Source organism: Leifsonia sp. 22587, from assembly GCF_052044215.1.
Taxonomy (GTDB): domain Bacteria; phylum Actinomycetota; class Actinomycetes; order Actinomycetales; family Microbacteriaceae; genus Leifsonia; species Leifsonia shinshuensis_C.
On sequence record NZ_JBQENB010000001.1, the window covers coordinates 1,143,521 to 1,163,816 of the forward strand.

19 protein-coding genes are annotated in these 20,296 nt (G+C 70.8%); 18 read left to right on the forward strand and 1 reads right to left on the reverse strand.

Annotated elements, in window-relative coordinates:
- Positions 1-5: 5 nt before the first annotated feature.
- Complete coding sequence (locus ACTJI1_RS05530) at positions 6-1,136, reverse strand: polyprenyl synthetase family protein (protein ID WP_440741843.1); 1,131 nt, start codon at positions 1,134-1,136, stop codon at positions 6-8.
- A 78-nt stretch (positions 1,137-1,214) separates the two neighbouring features.
- On the opposite strand from ACTJI1_RS05530, the gene ACTJI1_RS05535 reads away from it, so the two are divergent.
- The 18 genes from ACTJI1_RS05535 to ACTJI1_RS05620 all read left to right on the forward strand — a co-directional run bounded on the left by ACTJI1_RS05535 (position 1,215) and on the right by ACTJI1_RS05620 (position 20,267).
- Entirely contained in the window at positions 1,215-1,595 is a 381-nt protein-coding gene (locus ACTJI1_RS05535) for a DUF3040 domain-containing protein (protein WP_310129871.1), read from the forward strand.
- A gap of 239 nt (positions 1,596-1,834) precedes the next feature.
- The gene (gene mraZ, locus ACTJI1_RS05540) at positions 1,835-2,266 is read left to right on the forward strand and encodes a division/cell wall cluster transcriptional repressor MraZ (RefSeq protein ID WP_440741844.1); all 432 of its coding nucleotides are present in this window, start codon (positions 1,835-1,837) and stop codon (positions 2,264-2,266) included.
- A gap of 117 nt (positions 2,267-2,383) precedes the next feature.
- Entirely contained in the window at positions 2,384-3,370 is a 987-nt protein-coding gene (gene rsmH / locus ACTJI1_RS05545; protein ID WP_440741845.1) for a 16S rRNA (cytosine(1402)-N(4))-methyltransferase RsmH, read from the forward strand.
- Entirely contained in the window at positions 3,367-4,023 is a 657-nt protein-coding gene (locus ACTJI1_RS05550) for a hypothetical protein (RefSeq protein ID WP_310129866.1), read from the forward strand. Before rsmH ends, ACTJI1_RS05550 begins: the two co-directional genes overlap by 4 nt.
- Before the next feature lie 17 nt (positions 4,024-4,040).
- Positions 4,041-5,783 carry a peptidoglycan D,D-transpeptidase FtsI family protein gene (locus ACTJI1_RS05555; RefSeq protein ID WP_440741846.1) on the forward strand — a complete coding sequence of 581 codons (1,743 nt, stop codon included), beginning with the start codon at positions 4,041-4,043 and terminating at the stop codon, positions 5,781-5,783.
- A 26-nt stretch (positions 5,784-5,809) separates the two neighbouring features.
- A complete protein-coding gene (locus ACTJI1_RS05560) occupies positions 5,810-7,354 on the forward strand; it encodes a Mur ligase family protein (protein ID WP_440741847.1) in 1,545 nt (514 codons plus the stop codon).
- Positions 7,355-8,797 carry a UDP-N-acetylmuramoyl-tripeptide--D-alanyl-D-alanine ligase gene (locus ACTJI1_RS05565; protein ID WP_440741848.1) on the forward strand — a complete coding sequence of 481 codons (1,443 nt, stop codon included), beginning with the start codon at positions 7,355-7,357 and terminating at the stop codon, positions 8,795-8,797.
- Entirely contained in the window at positions 8,794-9,909 is a 1,116-nt protein-coding gene (gene mraY, locus ACTJI1_RS05570) for a phospho-N-acetylmuramoyl-pentapeptide-transferase (protein WP_310129859.1), read from the forward strand. The genes ACTJI1_RS05565 and mraY overlap by 4 nt, the downstream gene beginning before the upstream one ends.
- A complete protein-coding gene (gene murD, locus ACTJI1_RS05575) occupies positions 9,906-11,471 on the forward strand; it encodes a UDP-N-acetylmuramoyl-L-alanine--D-glutamate ligase (RefSeq protein WP_440741849.1) in 1,566 nt (521 codons plus the stop codon). Before mraY ends, murD begins: the two co-directional genes overlap by 4 nt.
- Entirely contained in the window at positions 11,434-12,714 is a 1,281-nt protein-coding gene (gene ftsW, locus ACTJI1_RS05580) for a putative lipid II flippase FtsW (protein ID WP_440741850.1), read from the forward strand. Before murD ends, ftsW begins: the two co-directional genes overlap by 38 nt.
- Positions 12,711-13,781 (forward strand): UDP-N-acetylglucosamine--N-acetylmuramyl-(pentapeptide) pyrophosphoryl-undecaprenol N-acetylglucosamine transferase, encoded by a 1,071-nt coding sequence (locus ACTJI1_RS05585; protein ID WP_440741851.1) that lies wholly within the window; start codon positions 12,711-12,713, stop codon positions 13,779-13,781. Before ftsW ends, ACTJI1_RS05585 begins: the two co-directional genes overlap by 4 nt.
- A 66-nt stretch (positions 13,782-13,847) precedes the next feature.
- Entirely contained in the window at positions 13,848-15,293 is a 1,446-nt protein-coding gene (murC, locus tag ACTJI1_RS05590; protein WP_440741852.1) for a UDP-N-acetylmuramate--L-alanine ligase, read from the forward strand.
- Positions 15,294-15,306: 13 nt separating this feature from the next.
- Complete coding sequence (locus ACTJI1_RS05595) at positions 15,307-16,353, forward strand: FtsQ-type POTRA domain-containing protein (RefSeq protein ID WP_440741853.1); 1,047 nt, start codon at positions 15,307-15,309, stop codon at positions 16,351-16,353.
- A 143-nt stretch (positions 16,354-16,496) separates the two neighbouring features.
- On the forward strand, positions 16,497-17,675 hold the full coding sequence (gene ftsZ, locus ACTJI1_RS05600) for a cell division protein FtsZ (RefSeq protein ID WP_310129849.1): 1,179 nt from the start codon (positions 16,497-16,499) through the stop codon (positions 17,673-17,675).
- Complete coding sequence (locus ACTJI1_RS05605; RefSeq protein WP_440741854.1) at positions 17,641-18,342, forward strand: YggS family pyridoxal phosphate-dependent enzyme; 702 nt, start codon at positions 17,641-17,643, stop codon at positions 18,340-18,342. Before ftsZ ends, ACTJI1_RS05605 begins: the two co-directional genes overlap by 35 nt.
- 64 nt (positions 18,343-18,406) lie before the next feature.
- Positions 18,407-18,934, forward strand: a complete 528-nt coding sequence (locus ACTJI1_RS05610) for a cell division protein SepF (RefSeq protein WP_310129846.1) — start codon at positions 18,407-18,409, stop codon at positions 18,932-18,934.
- Positions 18,935-19,008: 74 nt separating this feature from the next.
- Positions 19,009-19,305: a YggT family protein gene (locus tag ACTJI1_RS05615; protein WP_310129844.1), complete on the forward strand. Its 297-nt coding sequence runs from the start codon at positions 19,009-19,011 to the stop codon at positions 19,303-19,305.
- 146 nt (positions 19,306-19,451) lie between these two features.
- Positions 19,452-20,267 carry a DivIVA domain-containing protein gene (locus ACTJI1_RS05620; protein WP_310129842.1) on the forward strand — a complete coding sequence of 272 codons (816 nt, stop codon included), beginning with the start codon at positions 19,452-19,454 and terminating at the stop codon, positions 20,265-20,267.
- Positions 20,268-20,296: the final 29 nt, after the last annotated feature.

The following is a 20,296-nucleotide window of genomic DNA, read 5'->3' on the forward strand; positions in this document are numbered from 1 at the left end:
CCGGCTCAGGCGCTGCGGCGCGTGACGGTCACGGCGAGGTCGCGCAGCTGCGCCTTCGCCGATGCCCCGAGCGGCGCCGACTCGAGCGCCTCGATCGCCCGGTCGACGTTCTGGGCGATCATCCGCTCCACGATGTCGACGGCGCCGGACTCCCGGATCGTCAGCTGCATCGTCCGGATCTGCTCCGGCGTCAGGTCCGGGTCGCCGAGCAGTTCGTCCAGCGTCGCGCGGGCGCCGGAGGGGATGGCCTGCCGCGTGAGCGCGATCAGCACGGTCCGCTTGCCCTCGCGCAGGTCGTCGCCGCTCGGCTTGCCGGTGACGTCCGCGTCCCCGAACACGCCGAGCAGGTCGTCCCGCAGCTGGTAGGCGATGCCGAGGGGGAGCCCGAAGCGGCGCAGCGCATCCAGCTGGCCGATCGTCGCCCCGGCGAGGCTCGCGCCGATGAGCAGCGGCGACTCGATGGAGTACTTGGCCGACTTGTAGACGATGACGCGCTCGGCGCGCGCCAGCTGGTCGGAGTCGGGGCGGCCGGCCCACCCGATCTCCTCGAAGATGTCGAGGTACTGCCCGGCGGTCACATCCAGCCGCATCCGGTTGAACTCGGCGCGGGCAGCGCGCCGGGCCGGTGCGCTGACGAGCTGCGTGAGGCCCTCGTCGAACAGCTCGTCGCTCAGGATGAGCAGCAGATCGCCGAGGAGGGTGGCGGCGCCGGTGCCGAAGGCGGGACCGGACCCCTCCCACCCTTCGCGGTCGTGCAGCGCCTCGAACCGCTTGTGCGCGGCGGGCGCGCCGCGGCGGGTGTCGGAGTTGTCGATGAGGTCGTCGTGCACGAGCGCCGCGGCGTGGAACAGCTCCAGGGAGCTGGCGACGGAGACGACGGCGTCGAGCGCGCCGCCCGCGGTCACCGCGTTCGCGTCGGAGCCGTCGGCCGGCTCGTCGCCCGTCGTGCGTACCGACTGCCATCCCCAGAAGCAGAACAGGGCCCTGAAGCGCTTGCCGCCGCTGAGAAAATCCCTTGAGAACGCCGCGACGGGAGAGAGCTCATCGGCGATCGAGACGAGAATAGAGGCGCGCGCATCGAAGAATCCATCGATTCTGGACTGGATGAGGTCGACGAATCGGATGCTTTCAGACACACGCCTAGCCTAGCCAGACCGGCGAGGCTAGAATCAGGCTCACTTAGCCTCGAACCCGCCAGAAAGAGGGGGAATCGGATGCCGCTTTCGGAACATGAGCAGCGCCTCCTCGAAGAGATGGAACGCAGTCTCTATCAGAACGACGCAGACTTCGTAGCGAAGGTCGGAGGCAAGAGGGCCCGCCCCGCCTACCGGTCCATCGTGCTCGGCATCCTGCTCGCCGTCGTGGGCGTCGTCGTCCTCGTCGTCGGCGTGTGGTTCCGGCAGCCGCTCGTCGGCATCCTCGGCTTCATCGTCATGTTCGCCGGCGTCCTGGTGGCCATCGCCCCGGGCAAGCGCATCGCGGTCGAGCCGGGGGCTCCCGAGCCGAAGGGCGCGAAGGCGCGCGGCGGCCAGCCGGGCTTCATGGACCGCATGAACGACCGCTGGGACAAGCGCAACGACGGCGGAGAGGGCTGACCCTCCACTTCGCTCCACAGACTTCCTGACGAAGGGCCGATCTCCGGATCGGCCCTTTTTTCATGCCCACGGCTGATCCCTGCCGCCCCATTTTCCTCCACCCCGTCTTCCCGCGTGATTTCGGGGCTCCACGTGCCCAGTTCGGGGCAATCTGGCCGCAAAGCAGTGTTTTGTGGATGAGAGTGGAGTAAAGTGGAGGCACACCGCAACCTGGGCCGGGAGAGTGGGGGTGGCAGCCGATGTTCCTCGGTACGCATGCCCCCAAGCTCGACGAGAAGGGGCGCATCATCCTCCCGGCGAAATTCCGGGACGAGCTCGCGTCCGGCCTCGTCCTCACCCGTGGCCAGGAGCACTGCGTCTACGTCTTCTCGCAGCGCGAGTTCGAATCGCTCCACGAGAAGATCCGTCAGGCGCCGGTGACGAGCAAGCAGGCCAGGGACTATCTGCGCGTCTTCCTCTCGGGGGCGAGCGCCGAGGTCCCCGACAAGCAGAACCGCGTGACCATCCCGGCCGCGCTCCGCTCGTATGCGGCACTGGATCGCGACCTGGTCGTGATCGGCGCGGGCAGCCGCGCGGAGATCTGGGACGCCACCGCCTGGGAGACCTACCTGGCCGAGCAGGAAGCGGCGTTCGCGAGCACGGAGGAGGAGGTGATCCCGGGACTCTTCTGAGGCCCGCGTCCCTGACGCCGGACTCCCAGCCATACGCCCTGACACCACTTCCCCGGTGTCAGGTCGGGATGGATGGGGATCCGGAACCAGGGGCGGGGCCCCGGCTCCCGAAACGTCATGAACGACAACGAGCGCATCCACACCCCGGTCCTCCTCGAGCGCTGCATCGAGCTGCTCGGACCGGCCCTCACCAAGCCCGGAGCCGTCTTCGTCGACGCGACGCTCGGGATGGGCGGCCACTCCGCCGGCATCCTCGAGCGCTTCCCGGAAGCGACCCTGGTCGGCCTCGACCGCGACCCCGAGGCCCTGGCCATCGCGGGGGAGCGGCTGGAGCGCTTCGGTCCGCGCGTCCACCTCGTCCACACCGTGTACGACGGCATCCGAGAGGCCGTGGAGGGACTCGGATTCGAGGCCATCGACGGCGTGCTGTTCGACCTCGGCGTGTCGTCGCTGCAGCTCGACCGGGTGGAGCGCGGCTTCTCCTACTCGAAGGACGCACCCCTCGACATGCGGATGGACGGCACGAGCGAGCTGACCGCGGAGACGGTCCTGGCCGAGTACTCCGAGGCCGACCTGCGCCGCATCTTCCGCGAGTACGGCGAGGAGAAGCTCGCCGGACGCTATGCCGCCCGCATCGTGGAGGCGCGCGAGCGCGAGCCGCTCGAGCGTTCCGGCCAGCTCGTGGATCTCATCGTGAAGGCGACCCCGGTCGCTCTCCAGCGCCAGGGGCACCCGGCCAAGCGCGTCTTCCAGGCGCTGCGCATCGAGGTCAACCAGGAGCTCGCGGTGCTGCAGCGGGCCATCCCGGCGGCGATCGACGCCCTCGCGGTCGGCGGACGGATCGTCGTGGAGGCGTACCAGTCGCTCGAGGACCGCATCGTGAAGCGCGAGTTCCAGGCCCGCTCGACCTCCAGCGCCCCGGCCGGTCTGCCGGTCGAGCTGCCCGAGCACCGGCCCGAGCTGAAGCTCCTGATCCGCGGGGCAGAGCTCGCGGACGACGACGAGAAGGCCGCCAACCCCCGGGCCACCCCCGTGCGGCTGCGCGCCGCCGAGCGGGTCCGCCCCGCGAACACCAGCACCGATCAGACGAGGAGGCGCCCGTGAGCACCACCCTGGCAGAGGCCGTTCCGGCGCCCGCCCGCAAGCGGCCCGCCGCACTGTGGCACGGCGGCGCGCTCCCGGCTCCGGTGGAGGAGCCGGCGCGCACCCACCTCGAGGTGGTCCCGACCCGGTCGCAGCGCCGGGCCCGCCCGCGGGCGCTCTACGCGGCGATCGCGGTCGGCACGCTGCTCGTGATCGTCGTGGCGCAGCTCCTGCTCAGCATCGGCATCTCGCAGGGCGCCTACCAGCTGAACGCACTGCAGGCCCAGCAGAACCAGCTGCAGCGTTCCTACCAGGCGGTCTCGGAGGACCTCAACCGGGTCTCGTCGCCGCAGAACCTGGCAGCGAACGCGAACGCCCTCGGGATGGTGTCCAACAGCAACCCGGCCTACCTCCGCCTCTCCGACGGCGCGGTGCTCGGCGCCCCGCTGCCCGCGAACGGCGCGGCCGGAACGGTGACCGGCACGCAGGGCAACCTGGTGCCGAACTCGCTGCTCGCCGGGGTGCCCCTGGTGACCCAGGCGCAGCAGCAGGCGAATTCCTCCACAACCGCTGGACAGGCTGCGAATTCCACGACTCCGGGTGCCGCTACCGCGCCCACGACCGCCCCGACCGTACCGTTGCAGGGAGCGTTGCCGACCCCGGTGACGCACTGACGACGGGACGGGCGCGCATGGTCAGCAAGAAGATGCTGCGGCGGAGGACCGCCGTGACGGTGCTCGCCGTCGCGGCCTCCGTCGGCATCCTCGGAGCCAAGCTCGTCGACATCCAGGTCGTCCGGGCGGACGAGCTGCAGCGGCAGTCGGTCAACGCCAAAGAGGTGTCGACCCCGCTGCTCGGCAACCGCGGCGAGATCGTCGACAGCGACGGCACCGTGCTCGCCACGACCATCTACACGTACACCGCGGCGGCATCGCCGAAGGACGCCATCGCCGGCGGCCGGGAGAAGATGGTCGAGGCGGCGGCGAAGATCGGCGCCCTCACCGGGCAGGGCGGCGACGCGGTCGTCGCGCTGATCGACGCGGCGCTGAAGGAGAACCCGAAGTCGCAGTACGTGCTGATCAAGTCCGGGATGGACGTCGCCACCTTCGACAAGCTCGACAAGCTCCCGTATCCGTGGCTCACCTTCACGAAGAAGCAGGCGCGCAGCTACCCCAACGGCGCCGTCGCGGGCAACCTGATCGGCTTCCTCTCCCAGGGCGGCGACTCGGGTCTCGAAGAGAGTGAGAACGGGTGCCTCGCGGGCCAGGACGGCGAGGAGACGTACCAGCGCGGAGCCGACGGCGTCGCGATCCCGGGCAGCACGGTCGTGCAGAAGCAGGCCAAGGACGGCGGGACGCTCAAGCTCACCATCGACGGCGACCTGCAGTGGTTCGCCGAGCAGACGCTGGCCCAGCAGGTCGGCGCCACGGGCTCGAAGTTCGGCTTCGTGACCGTCGCCGAGGCGAAGACCGGCAAGATCAAGGCGATCGCGCAGTGGCCGGCGCTCGACCCGAACAACATCGACGCGACGGACCCGTCCTACTGGCGCCTGCAGTCGCTGACCGACCCGCGCGAGCCGGGCTCGACGTTCAAGGCGCTGACGGCGGCCATGCTGATCGACCAGGGCAAGGCGACGCCCACATCTCAGGTGCTCGCCCCCTACTCCTGGAAGTCGGGCAACGGGGCCGACCTGCACGACTCCGGGTACCACGACCCGCTGCGCCTCACGCTGACGGGCGTGCTGATGATGTCGTCCAACACGGGCATGTCGCAGCTCGGGCGGGCGCTCAGCGACCAGACGCGCTACGACTACCTCAAGAAGTTCGGGATCGGCGATCCCACCGGCCTCCCGTACCCGAACGAGTCCTCCGGCGAGCTCCACCCGGTGAAGGACTGGGACGACCAGACGAAGTACGCGACCATGTTCGGCCAGGGCGTCTCGGCGACCCAGCTGCAGATGGTCGACGCCTACCAGGCGCTCGCCAACGGCGGCACGCGCATCCCGCTGTCGCTGGTGGAGGGCTGCGAGCACCCGGACGGGTCCGTCACGGACGTGCCGAACACCAAGCCCACGCCGGTCGTCTCGGCCCAGGCGGCCGCCACGACGCTCGGGATGATGGAGTCGGTCGTCACCGATGGCGAGCTCAAGAAGCAGCTGCAGATCCCGGGCTACCGCATCGCCGCCAAGACCGGAACGGCCCAGCAGCCGGACGGCAAAGGCGGGTACCTGCCCTCGTACTACGTCTCGGTGATGGGCGTCGCTCCGGTGGACGATCCGCAGTACGTCGTTTCGGTCAACCTCGGGTTCCCGACTACCATTACTTCGTCGGCAGCCGCCGCTCCGCTGTTCCACACGATCATGAGTCAGGTGCTGAAGACCTACCGGGTGAAGCCGTCGACGACGAGCCCGGCGGGCTATCCGCCCTACTACTAGAAACACCCCTACTGAAAGTGAGCCTCGTGACAGGACCGGCGCCCTCTTCTCTGCGCCCCGAGCATCCCGTCGCCCGCCCGCTCGCCCAGCTGGTAGCGGAGTTCGGGCTGGATTGCCGCGGCGACCTCGACGGCGTCGAGGTGACCGGCGCTGCGCTGGCGAGCTCCGCCGTCGAGCCCGGCGACCTCTACGTCGGCGTGCCCGGACGCAACGCGCACGGCGCCACCTACGCGGCGGCCGCGGCCGAAGCGGGAGCGGTGGCCGTGCTCACCGACGAGGAGGGCGCGGCGCTCGCGGCCGACTCGGGCCTGCCGGTCATCGTCACGCCCGATCCGCGCGCGGCGCTCGGCGCCGTCTCGGCGTGGATCTACCGCACCGACGAGAACTCGGCGACCCTCTTCGGCGTCACCGGCACCAACGGCAAGACCAGCGTGGTGTACCTGCTGAACGCCATCCTCGGGCAGCTGGGGGTCGTGTCCGGCCTCAGCTCGACGGCCGAGCGACGCATCGGCGACACCGTCATCACGAGCAAGCTCACGACGCCGGAGGCCAGCGAGCTGCACGCCCTGCTGGCCCGCATGCGCGAGGAGGGCGTCCGCGCCGCCGCGATCGAGGTGTCGGCGCAGGCGCTGAGCCGTCACCGCGTCGACGGCATCGTCTTCGACGTCGTCGGCTTCACCAACCTGAGCCACGACCACCTCGACGACTACGCCGCGATGGACGACTACTTCGCCGCGAAGCTCGAGCTCTTCCAGCCGGACCGCGCCCGCCGCGGCGTCGTCACCGTCGACTCCGACTGGGGCCGTCAGCTGGTGGAGCGCTCGCGCATCCCCGTCGCCACGCTGTCCAGCTCCCCAGGCTCCGACGCCGAGTGGATGCTGACCGTCACGGAGGAGACGCTCACCCGCACCGCCTTCGCGCTCGAAGGCCCGGACGGCCGTCGCCTCGAGACGAGCATCCCGCTGCTCGGCGCCTACAACGCCGCCAACGCCGCGCTCGCCATCGTCATGCTCGTCGAGTCGGGTTACGACCTCGACGCGATCGGAGCGGCGCTGGAGCGCGACGGCGGGATCGACGCGTACATCCCGGGTCGCGCGGAGCGCCTCTCCGGTGACCGCGGACCGGTCGTCTTCATCGACTACGGCCACAGCCCGGACGCCTTCCTCTCGATGCTCAGCGCGCTGCGCAAGGTGACCGACGGCCGGATCGTCATGGTCTTCGGCGCAGACGGCGACCGCGACACCACCAAGCGCACCGACATGGGCGCGATCGCCGCGCGCGGTTCGGACGCCGTGGTGATCACGGACTTCCACCCGCGCTGGGAGGATCCGGCCACGATCCGCGCCGCGCTGCTCGACGGCGCCCGCACCGCCGTGCCCGACCTCGAGCTCTACGAGGTGCCGGACCCGCGCGCCGCCTTCCGCACCGCGCTCTCGCTCGCCGGCGAGGGCGACGTCGTGCTGTACGCCGGCCCCGGCCACGAGGACTATCAGGAGGTCGCCGGTCAGCGGCTGCCGTACTCCGCCCGCGAGGATGTGCGTCTCGCCCTGCGAGAGGCCGGGTGGCTGTAGATGATCGCCCTGACTCTGGCCGAGATCGCCGCGGCCACGCGCGGCACGCTGCTGCTCGACGGCGTCGTGCTGCCCGATGGCACCCCCGCGACCCCGGAAACCGTCATCACCGGGCTCTCCACGACCGACTCCCGCGAGGTCGTTCCCGGCACGGTGTTCTTCGCCAAGCCCGGAGAGGTGACCGACGGCCACCTCTTCGCCCCGCAGGCCGTCGAGGCCGGCGCGGCGCTGGTCGTCGTCGACCACGCTCTCGACCTCCCGGTGCCGCAGCTGCTCGTGGAAGACACGGTGGTCGCGCTCGGCGACCTCGCGACCGAGGTCATCGCCCGCGTCCGCGCGCTCGGACTCCTGAAGATCGTGGGCATCACCGGCTCCAACGGCAAGACCACGACCAAGAACCTGCTGCGCGCGGTGCTGGAGCAGGTCGGACCGACCATCGCGCCCCGCGCCTCGTTCAACAACGAGGTCGGCGCCCCGGTGACGATGATCCAGGTGACCGAGGAGACCCAGTTCCTGGTCGCCGAGATGGGCGCCAGCGGCATCGGCGAGATCGCGCGCCTGGTGCGCATGGCCCGCCCGGACGTCGGCGTCGTGCTCAAGGTGGGCCTCGCCCACGCCGGCGAGTTCGGCGGCATCGAGAAGACGCTCCAGGCGAAGACCGAGATGGTCACCGACCTGCTCGACTCCGACGTCGCGGTGCTCAACATCGACGACCCCCGCGTCGCCACGATGGCCGGCAAGACCGTCGCGCGCGTGCTGTGGTTCGGACTGGACGAGCGCGCCGACGTGCGCGCCACCGACATCGTGTCCGATCGCCGGGGCACCTCCTTCACGCTGCACCTGCCGCCGCGCGACGGGGGACAGGGCGCCTCGCGCCCGGTGCGCTTCCAGGTGCTCGGCGAGCACCACGTCATGAACGCCCTCGCCGCCGCGGCCTCCGCGCACGTGCTCGACGTCGACATCGACACGATCGTCGCCGCGCTCCAGACCGTGAAGACGGCGGAGCGGTGGCGGATGGAGGTGCTGGGCAACAGCGACGTGACGGTCATCAACGACGCCTACAACGCCAGCCCCGACTCGATGGCCGCCGCGCTCAAGACGCTGGCGCAGATCGCCGAGCCGTCCGGCCGGACGATCGCCGTCCTCGGCGAGATGAGCGAGCTGGGCGAGTTCTCGGGCGAGGAGCACGACCGCATCGGCCTGCTCGCGGTCCGGCTGGGCATCGACCAGCTCATCATCGTCGGCCCCGAGGGCCGCCGCATGCACATCACCGCGATCAACGAGGGCTCGTGGGACGGCGAATCGCTGTACTTCGAGACCCAGGACGACGCCTTCGAGCACCTGTCCGGTGCGCTCCGTCCGGGCGACACCGTGCTGGTGAAGTCGTCCAACTCGGCCGGGCTCCGCTTCCTCGGCGACCGACTGGGAGAATCCTTCTCGTGAAAGCCCTGCTGACCTCCGGTGCGCTGTCCATGGCGTTCACGCTGTTCCTGACGCCGCTGTTCATCCGGCTGTTCCGCCGCCTGCAGTGGGGCCAGTTCATCCGCGACGACGGTCCGCAGAGCCACCACGCGAAGCGCGGCACCGCCACGATGGGCGGCATCGTCGTCATCCTGGGCACGCTGTTCGGGTACTTCACCGCGCTCCTGCTCACCGGCGACGGGACCAGTGTGTCCTCGTTGCTGGTGCTGTTCCTCATGGTCGGCCTCGGCGTGGTCGGCTTCATCGACGACTTCCTCAAGACCCGTCGCGAGCGGAGCCTGGGGCTCACCGGCTGGGCCAAGGTGGCCGGCCAGGTCATCGTCGCGACCGTGTGGGCGTTCCTCGCGATCCGCTTCCCGAACGGCAACGGCTACACGCCGGCGACGATGACGGTGTCGTTCATCCGCGACCTGCCGGCGATCGACTTCGGCTCGATCACCAAGTTCGGCGTCATCGGCGTGCTCGTCGGCTATGGGCTCTACCTGATCTGGATCAACTTCCTGGTCGCGGCGACCTCGAACGGCGTGAACGTCACGGACGGCCTCGACGGGCTCGCGTCGGGCGCCTCGATCCTCGCCATCGGCGCCTACATCATCATCGGCTTCTGGCAGTCGATCCAGTCGTGCGCGAACGTCAAGCTGAGCGTCGAGAACGTCGCCAAGTGCTACGACGTGCGCGACCCGTTCGACCTCGCCATCGTGGCGACCGCGATCGTCGGCGCCGTGGTCGGCTTCCTGTGGTGGAACACCTCGCCGGCGCAGATCTTCCTCGGCGACACCGGCTCCCTGGCGCTCGGCGGCGCGGTCGCCGCCCTCGCCATCCTGAGCCGCACCGAGCTCCTGCTGGTGCTCATCGGCGGCATCTTCGTCATCGAGGCCGGGTCGGTGATCGTCCAGCGGGCGTACTTCAAGCTGACGCACGGCCGCCGCATCTTCCTGATGAGCCCCATCCACCACCACTTCGAGCTGAAGGGGTGGGCCGAGGTGACCGTCGTCGTCCGGTTCTGGATCATCGGCGGCCTCCTCGTCGCCGCCGGCGTGGGCTCCTTCTACCTGGAGTGGCTGGCCACATGAGCGACACCGGCAACGACGCGCTGCAGGAGCGGCTGACGGGACTCACCAGCTGGTACTCCGACTGGACCGGCCTCCGGGTCGCCGTGTACGGCCTCGGCGTCACCGGGTTCTCGGTGGCGGACACCCTCGCCGAGCTCGGCGCGGAGGTGCTCGTCGTGGCGTCCTCGGCCGACGAGGAGCGGCGGATGCTGCTGGAGGTCATCGGCGCCGAACTGGTCGAGCAGGCCGACTTGAGCGCTCCGCCCGCACGCCTCGCGGAGTTCGACCCGGAGCTCGTCATCGCCTCGCCCGGCTTCCACTGGGATCACCCGCTCCTCCTCTGGGCGCAGCAGCGCGGCACCGCCGTCTGGGGCGACATCGAGCTGGCGTGGCGGCTGCGCGACAAGGTCGCGCGCCCCGACGGCGCCGAGGGCCCGGCGGACTGGATCTGCGTCACCGGCACGAACGGCAAGACCACGACGGTGCAGCTGACCGCCACGATGATCCTGGCGGGCGGCAACCGCGTTGCGCCGTGCGGCAACATCGGCGTCCCCGTGCTCGACGCCATCCGCGACCCGGAAGGGTTCGACGTGCTGGTCGTGGAGCTGTCCAGCTACCAGCTGCACTGGGTGAACCGAAACGCCGGGGGAGAGCTGTCGCCCTTCTCGGCCGCCTGCCTCAACATCGCCGACGACCACCTCGACTGGCACGGTTCCCTCGAGGCGTACATCGCGGCGAAGGCGAAGGTGTACGACAACACGCAGGTCGCCTGCGTCTACAACAAGGCCGACGCCGCCACTCTGCGGATGGTCGAGGAGGCCGAGGTCATCGAGGGCGCGCGCGCGATCGGCTTCGGCCTCGGCGTGCCCGGCCCCAGCGACTTCGGGATCGTCGACGGCATCCTGTGCGACCGCGCGTTCCTGGAAGAGCGCCGCAACACGGCGATCGAGCTGACCACGCTCGACGAACTGAACGAGGCCGGGCTCGCCGCGCCGCACGTCGTGGCCAACATCCTGGCCGCCAGTGCGCTGGCCCGCTCGTGGGGCGTCGAACCGCAGACCATCCGCGACGTCCTGACGGCGTTCCGGCTGGATGCGCACCGCATCGAGCTGGTGCGGGCGCAGGCGGGAGTGAACTGGGTCGACGACTCCAAGGCCACCAACCCGCACGCGGCGGATGCGTCCCTCCGGGCGTACCCGTCGGTCGTCTGGCTGGTGGGCGGTCTGCTCAAGGGCGTGGACGTCGACGACCTCGTCGGCAAGCACGTCGGCCGGCTGCGTGGCGCGGTGCTGATCGGCGTCGACCGGGAGCCGCTGCGCGCGGCATTCCGGCGACACGCGCCGGACCTTCCCGTGCTGGAGGTGGAGGCCGACGAGACTGATCAAGTCATGCCGACGGCGGTGCGGCTGGCCGGCGGTATCGCCCGCGAGGGCGACACCGTGCTGCTGGCTCCGGCGGCGGCGTCGATGGACCAGTTCGCCGACTACGCAGAACGCGGCCGCCTGTTCCAGACGGCCGTCCACGAGTACTTGGGAGGTGAGGCGGATGACGACGAGCCCGCCTCGCGCCCCGGGCAGGACTGACCGCGCCCCCAGCACCGGCCGGCCTCACAGCACCGCACGTCCCGAGACCCCGACCCGCCTGGGCGCGCTCACCACGCGCATCCAGCTCGGCCGGTCGATGACGTCGGAGTCGGCCAACTACTTCCTGCTGCTGGGCGTCACCCTCTTCATGGTGGTCTTCGGTCTCGTCATGGTCCTGTCGTCGTCGGCCGTGGAGTCGCACAACGACAGCGACAACTTCTTCTCGCGCTTCTGGTCGCAGGGCGCCTACGCGCTGGTCGGCCTGCCGCTGATGTTCGTGGTGTCCCGCATCCCGCGCACGTTCTGGAAGAAGTCGATCTGGTTCTTCCTCGCGGCGGCCTGCTTCCTTCAGGTGCTGGTGCTGCTCACGCCGCTCGGCATGGAGATCGGCGGCAACCGCAACTGGCTCAAGATCGGCTCCCTCACGGTGCAGCCGTCGGAGGCGATCAAGCTGGCGCTCGTCGTCTGGCTGGGCGTCGTGCTGGCCCGCAAGCGGGACGTGCTCGACCAGTGGAAGCACGTCGCCATCCCCGTGGTCCCGGTGGCCGGTGGAGCAGTCGCCCTGGTGACCCTCGGCGGCGACCTCGGCACGACCATGATCATGGCGGCCCTCATCCTGGGCGCCCTCTTCTTCGCCGGGGTGCGGCTGCGCTACCTGGCAACCGGCGTCGTGTTCGTCGCCATCGCGGCCGTCATCGTCGCCATGTCGAGCGCCAGCCGGCTCGGGCGCATCGCCGCGCTCTTCGGCGGCTCCAGCGCGGCCAACCCGGACGTCAACTGGCAGATCGACAACGGCTTCTACGCGCTCGCCTCCGGTGGCGTGTTCGGGGTGGGCCTCGGCAACTCGCACTCGAAGTGGTCGTGGCTGCCGGCCGCCGACACCGACTTCATCTTCGCCATCATCGGCGAGGAGCTGGGGCTGATCGGCGCGGTCGTCGTGCTGCTGCTGTTCGTGCTGCTCGCGGTCGTGTTCCTGCGGATCATCCACGCGTCCACCGACCCGTTCGCGCGGGTCACGACGGCGGCGATCATGGTGTGGCTGATCGGCCAGGCGTTCGTCAACATCGCGGTGGTGCTGGGCGTGATCCCCGTGCTCGGCGTACCGCTCCCACTGATCTCTGCGGGTGGGACTGCGATGATCAGTTCCATGATCGCCATCGGAATCGTGCTGTCGTTCGCGCGCCAGTCGCACCGCGACTCGCTCGCCACCCAGGATGCCGACCGGGCGGGTGCCCGCCGGTGACGCGCTACCTGCTGGCCGGCGGTGGGACCGCGGGCCACGTCAATCCGCTGCTCGCGGTCGCCGACCGGCTGCGCCGCGATGACCCCGAGGCCGAGGTGCTCGTGCTCGGCACGAAGGAGGGTCTGGAGGCGCGGCTGGTGCCCCAGCGCGGCTACGAATTGGCCACCATCCCGAAGCTGCCGTTCCCGCGCCGCCCGAACGCCGCCGCACTGCGCTTCCCCGGTGAGTACCGGCGCGCCATCGGTACCGTGCGCGACCTGATCCGCGATCGCTCGATCGACGCCGTCGTGGGCTTCGGCGGGTACGCCGCTGCTCCCGCCTACTCCGCCGCACGCAAGGAGGGCGTCCCGCTCGTCCTGCACGAGGCGAACGCGCGGCCCGGCCTGGCCAACCGCCTCGGCGCGCGCTACACGCCGTGGGTGGGCGTCGCGTTCGAAGGCACCCCGCTTCCGCACGCCCGCTTCGTCGGGATGCCGCTGCGGGTCGAGATCGAGCAGCTCGACCGAGCCGCGGCGCGTCCCGCGGCGGCCGCCGAGTTCGGGCTCTCCGCCGACCGGCCGACCCTGCTCGTGACCGGCGGCTCGCTCGGCGCCCGCCGCATCAACCAGACGATCGCCGCGCGCGCCGCCGAGCTGACCGCCGCGGGATGGCAGGTGCTGCACATCCAGGGCGGCCGCGGCGAGATCACCGACCCCGGTATCGCCGGCTACCGCCTGCTCGAGTACTGCGACCGGATGGATCTGGCGCTCGCCATCGCCGACCTGGCCGTGGCGCGCGCGGGCGCCGCCACCGTGTCCGAGTTCGCCGCGCTCGGCGTCCCCGCCGTGTACGTGCCGTTCCCCATCGGCAACGGCGAGCAGCGCTACAACGCCGCCGGCGTCATCTCCGCGGGCGGCGGGATGCTCGTGGACGACGCCGACTTCCAGCCCCCGTGGGTGGATGCGGAGTTGCTCCCGCTGCTCGCCGATCGCGAGCGCGTGGCCGGCATGGGCCGCCGTGCCGCATCAGCCGGGGTCCGGGACGGGTCCGACCGCATGGTCGCGCTCGTCCGGAGCGCCCTCGGCTGATCCGCACCTCGACCGCGTAGCCTCATACTTGATGGAGTCCTTCTCGCGTAACCGAAAGCTGCACCCGTGACGATCAAACCCGACCTCACCCTCGCCCTCCCGGAGGAGCTCGGAAAGCTCCACTTCGTCGGAATCGGCGGCTCCGGGATGAGCGGCATCGCCCGGCTGTTCCTCGAGTCCGGATACACGGTGACCGGCTCGGACGTGCGCCACTCCGCCAACATCGACATGCTGCGCGGGCTCGGCGCCACCGTCGCGATCGGCCACGACGCGGCCAATGTCGGTGACGCCGACACGCTCGTCGTCACCGGCGCCCTGTGGCAGGACAACCCCGAGTACCAGCTGGCCCTGGCGAAGGGCCTCCCGGTGCTGCACCGGTCGCAGGCGCTCGCCTGGCTGATCAACCGCTCGCGGCTGGTCGCCGTCGCCGGCGCGCACGGCAAGACCACCTCCACCGGCATGATCATCACCGGGCTGCTCGGCCTCGGCGAGGACCCGAGCTTCGTGAACGGCGGCGTCATCGCCTCCCTCGGGAAGAGCTCGCAGACCGGCACCGGCGAGCTGTTCGTCGTGGAGGCCGACGAGTCGGACGGCTCGTTCCTGCTCTACGACACCGCCGTCGCGCTGATCACCAACGTGGACCCCGACCACCTCGACCACTACGGCTCGCTCGAGGCCTTCGAGGAGGCGTTCGTCACCTTCGCGCGCGAGGCCGACGAGTTCGTCGTGGTGTCGTCCGACGACCCCGGCGCCGTCCACGTCACCAACCGGTTGCGGGAGCAGGCGCCGGAGAAGCGCATCGTCACGTTCGGCGAGGCGGAGGATGCGGAGGTCCGCGTCCACTCGATCGTCACCGACGGCCCGGTCGCCTTCACGCTCCGCTACCAGGGCGCGGACTACTCCGCCCGGCTGCGGGTGCCCGGCCGGCACAACGCCATCAACGCGGGCGGCGCCTTCGCCGTGCTGACGGGTCTGGGCTTCGAGCCCGCCGCGGCCCTCGCGGCGATCGCCGAGTTCGGCGGCACCGAGCGTCGCTTCGAGCTGCACGGCACGGTAGGTGGCGTGAGCGTCTACGACGACTACGCGCACCACCCGACAGAGGTCGCCGCCGCCCTGTCCGCCGCTCGCACGGTCGTCGGCGACGGGCGGATCATCGCGGTGCACCAGCCCCACCTGTACAGCCGCACCCGCCTCTTCGCGAAGGAGTTCGCCGAGACGCTGGAGCGCTACGCCGACGAGACCGTCGTGCTCGATGTGTACGGCGCGCGCGAGGACCCGGAGCCCGGCGTGACCGGGGCGCTGGTCGCCGACCGCTTCGAGCATCCCGAGCACGTCGCGTTCATCGCCGACTGGCAGCAGGCGGCGGACCACACGGCTCAGATCGCGCGCGAGGGCGACTACGTCATCACCCTCGGCTGCGGCGACGTGTACCGCATCGTGCCTCAGCTGCTCGACGCCCTGCGGCGCGAGCACCCGGAGAACGCCGCCGCGTCGGCCGCCCGCGCGGAGTGACGGGGACCCATCGGTGAAGCGTCCCCAGGGTCACGACCGGACGGCCGTTCCGGCCGCGCCGGCCGCGCCCGCTGCGCGGCGCGAGTCCGGCGACGGGTCCGCGCGGCCCGAGCGCGCCTCCCGACGGCCGGTCGGGACGGTGACCGAGCCCATCCCGGTGCTCGCGCCCCCGGCGGGCTCCGGGCCCGCCAGCGCGCGCGGCGACAGCGGCCCGCGGCCGGACACGGCCGGTCGGCCCGCGTCCACCGGTCACCCCGACACGTCCCCGTACTCGCGCCTGCCCAGCAACCGCGAGATCGACAAGGCCCTCCGTGCCGCCCGGCGGGAGCGCAAGCGCGTGGAGCGCGGCGAGGTCCGCCGGTTCACGAAGCGCTCGAGACGCCGCAGGCTCGCCTGGCTGGCCGCGGCGGGCGTTGTCGCCGCGCTGGTGCTGGCGGTCATGCTCGTGGCGTACTCGCCGCTCCTGGCGCTCCGGCACATCCAGGTCGTCGGCACGTCCCGGCTGGATGCGACCACGGTGGAGAAGAAGCTCTCCGACCAGCTCGGAACCCCGCTCCCGCTGCTCGACCAGGCGGGCATCTCGAGCGACCTGGCCGCGTTCCCCCTCATCCGCAGCTACACGGTCGAGAGCCACCCGCCGGACTCGATCGTCGTGCGCGTGGTCGAGCGGCAGCCGGTCGGCGTCATCCAGCGCGGCGGAGCCTTCACCCTGGTCGATGCGGCCAAGGTGCCGATCTCGAGCAGCGAGAAGCGACCGGACGGTTTCCCGCTCATCGCGGCCGGAGGCGGTGCGGCCGACGTGGATGCGGACTCCGGGTTCGCCGCGGCCGCCGGGGTGCTCAGCGCCCTGCCTCCCGCGGTGCTCGCGCAGGTGGACACGATCTCGGCGAAGACGAAGGACGACGTGAGCTTCACCCTGCGGGGGAGCGGTGCGACAGTGGTGTGGGGCAGCGCCGAGGACTCGGGCCTCAAGGCCGCGGACCTCGAAGCGCTGCTGAAGAGCGCGAAGGGATCGTCCCGTTACGACGTCTCCTCGCCGCACAGCGTGACGACGGGATAGGCGCGTTTGGACCGGACTTTTCCGACACGCGGCCCGGGTTCCCCGGGCGGGGCGTGCGCGCACCTAACGTCGGATCGAGAATTGCATACTCAGCAAGACTTTAAGCCTCAACTTGAGGTTGAGGGTTCCCGTGGAGGCCGGACGTGACAGCACAACAGAACTACCTCGCCGTGATCAAGGTCGTCGGCATCGGCGGAGGCGGCGTCAACGCCGTCAACCGCATGATCGAGCTCGGCCTCCGCGGCGTCGAGTTCATCGCCATCAACACGGACGCGCAGGCGCTGCTCATGAGCGACGCCGACGTCAAGCTCGACGTCGGCCGTGAGATCACCCGCGGTCTCGGCGCAGGCGCCGACCCGGAGGTCGGACGCCGCGCGGCCGAAGACCACGCCGAGGAGATCGAGGAGGCGCTCGCGGGCGCCGACATGGTCTTCGTCACGGCGGGCGAGGGCGGCGGCACCGGCACCGGCGGCGCGCCCGTGGTGGCGCGCATCGCCAAGTCGATCGGCGCGCTGACCATCGGTGTCGTCACCAAGCCGTTCTCCTTCGAGGGCAAGCGCCGGCAGCAGCAGGCCGAGGCGGGCGTCCAGCGCCTGAAGGAAGAGGTCGACACCCTCATCGTGGTGCCGAACGACCGGCTGCTGGAGATCAGCGACCGCGGCATCAGCATGCTGGAGGCGTTCTCCACCGCCGACCAGGTGCTCCTCGCCGGTGTCCAGGGCATCACGGACCTGATCACCACGCCGGGCCTGATCAACCTCGACTTCGCCGACGTCAAGTCGGTCATGCAGGGCGCGGGCTCCGCGCTCATGGGCATCGGCTCGTCGCGCGGCGCCGACCGCGCCATCAAGGCGGCCGAGCTGGCCGTCGCGTCCCCGCTGCTCGAGGCCTCGATCGACGGCGCGCACGGCGTGCTGCTGTCCATCCAGGGTGGATCGAACCTCGGCATCTTCGAGATCAACGACGCCGCCCGGCTGGTGCAGGAGGCGGTGCACCCGGAGGCGAACATCATCTTCGGCGCCGTCATCGACGACACCCTCGGCGACGAGGTGCGCGTGACGGTCATCGCGGCCGGGTTCGACGGCGGCGAGCCGAACTCGCGGCCGGCGGCGGTCGACGCGCGCCGGGCGAGCTTCGTGGAGGCCGGCTCCGAGCAGTCCCAGGTGCAGTCCTCCGCCGAGGTCGAGGCGGGCGAGATCCCGGCCCCGGCGACCGAGACCTGGCAGACCGGCGAGAACCCGGTCGCCGAGACCGCACCGCAGAAGGACCCGGCGTTCGACGACGAGAATGACGACCTCGACATCCCCGACTTCCTCAAGTAACGGTCTGGCCGAGCGGCTCGCCGCGGTCCGGGAGGGCGTCGCCGACGCCGCCCGGGCCGCGGGCCGTCGCCCGGAGGAGCTCACCACCATCGTCGTGATGAAGTTCCACCCGGCGTCGCTGGTGCGCGAGCTGGCCTCGCTCGGCGTCCGCGACGTGGGGGAGAACCGCCACCAGGAGGCGCAGGAGAAGGCGGCCGAGCTGGCCGACCTCGACCTGACCTGGCACTTCGTCGGCCAGCTGCAGAGCAAGAAGGCCCGGCAGGCGCGCCGGTACGCCTCCGTCATCCACTCCGTCGACCGCACGTCGCTGGTAGATGCGCTGGCCTCCGACGAGTCCGACGTCGACGCGTTCGTCCAGCTCAACCTCACCGACGACCCCGGGCGCGGGGGAGTCGCCGACCGCGACCTCGAAGCACTGGTCGAGCACGTCCTGGAGACGCCCGGCCTGCGCCTCCTCGGCGTCATGGCCGTCGCCCCGCTGGGCGAGGAGCCCGCGCGCGCCTTCGAGCGCGTGCGCGCGGCGTCCGACCGCGTCCGTGCGCTCGCGCCCGGCGCGACGGCGATCTCGGCCGGGATGTCGCAGGACTACCGCGAGGCGATCGCGGCGGGCGCGACACACCTTCGCATCGGGACCGCCATTACCGGGAATCGGCCGGAGCTTCGTTAATCTCGAAGCAAGAGTTCGAAACGCGTGGCGAGGCGTCGGCGCGCAGGTCTGTACGGAGGAAGCGATGGCCAACCCGCTGAAGAAGACGATGGTCTACCTGGGCCTCGCCGACGAGGAGCTGGAGTACGAGGAGCAGCCGCAGGAGCAGGCGCACAGCCAGCCCCGCCGCGAGACCCCGGTGCACACCCCGGCCGCGTCGCCGGTCCAGGCCGTCCCCCATCCCGCTCCGGTCGCCCCCGCGGCCGGCCGCGCTCCGGTCACGCCGCTGCGCAAGTCGTCCACCGCACGGAATGCATCGGTACAGGAAATGAACGAGATCCTCACGGTCCACCCCCGCCAGTACCGCGACGCGCAGGCGATCGCCGAGTCCTTCCGCGAGGGGATCCCGGTGATCATCAACCTCTCGCAGATGAGCGAGGGCGACGCGCGCCGGCTCATCGACTTCGCGAGCGGCCTCTCACAGGGCCTCTACGGCAAGATCGAGCGGGTCACCCCCAAGGTGTTCCTGCTCTCCCCGAGCCACGTCGTCGTCTCCGGCGAGCACGGCGGACAGGACGCCGAGGTCGACGCGTCCTTCTTCGCGCAGGCCTGACCGCAGCATCCGACGCTCGAAGCGCATCGGCACCCTCACAGGGGAGCCGGTGCGCTTTCGTCCATACTGGGTAGGTGTTCGTCGTCTCCCTTGTCGCGACTGTCCTCTATTACGCGCTGCTCATCTACTTCTTCGTCCTCTGGGCGCGCTTCGTGCTCGACCTGGTGCGGGTCTTCGCGCGTCAGTGGCGCCCCCGCGGCTTCGGGCTGGTGCTCGCCGAGTCGACCTACGTCGTGACGGACCCGCCCATCCGCTTCTTCCGCCGGATCATCCCGAGGCTCTCGATGGGGCCGGTCGCGATCGACTTCGGCTGGAGCCTGACGATGCTGGTCGTGATCATCGGCTTGTACGTCACCCTGAATTTCCGCTGAGCGTCGCTCCAGGTCCGGCCGCGGCGCCCGTTGTATCGTTGACGAGCCGGCGCGACCGTGCGGCGGAGTGCGCGACCGCCGTCCGCTTTGCTAGCGTTGGCTGCACGCGTTCCAGTTCCAATTTCACGATCTAAGGGTGGCTTGCCATGGCGCTGACTCCGGAAGATGTAGTCAACAAGCGGTTCCAGCCGACGAAGTTCCGCGAGGGCTACGACCAGGACGAGGTCGACGACTTCCTCGACGAGGTCGTCGTCGAGCTGCGTCGCCTGAACCAGGAGAACGACGAGCTCAAGCAGCGCCTCGTCGCCGCCGACTCGCGCATCGCAGAGCTGCAGCGCAGTGGCGGACAGGGTGCCCCGGCCGCAGCGGCCGCTCCCGCGGCGCAGGCGGACAACGCCGAGACCGAGCGCCTGCAGCGCGAGAACGAGGAGCTCAAGCAGCGCCTCGCCCAGGCGCAGCAGGAGGCCGCTCAGGCCAAGCAGCAGGCGCAGGCCGCGCCCGCGTACCAGGCCCCGGCCGACGACGCGAACGACCCGAACGCCACCAACAACCTGCTCCAGCTCGCGCGCCGTCTCCACGAGGAGCACGTGCGCGAGGGCGTCGAGAAGCGCGACCAGCTCATCGCCGAGGGTCACGCCACCGCCGCGCGCATCGTGGCCGAGGCGGAGTCGAAGCAGCGTGCGCAGATCAGCGCGCTCGACCAGGAGCGCACCGGCCTGGAGCGTCGCATCGACGAGCTGCGCACGTTCGAGCGCGACTACCGCAAGGGCCTCAAGAGCTACATCGAGGGCCAGCTCCGCGACCTCGACGCGCCCGTGCAGGGCGGCGGCCAGAACGCGGGCGCTCGCTCGGCCGCTCCCGTGAGCGCTGGAAACGCCGTCCCGGCCCCGGTCCCCGCCGGCGGATCCGACGACTCGAGCAACCAGGGCCAGCCCCCGGTCTTCCCCGGCTTTGGAGGCTGAACCCTCCCGGCCCAAGGTCAGCATCAGGG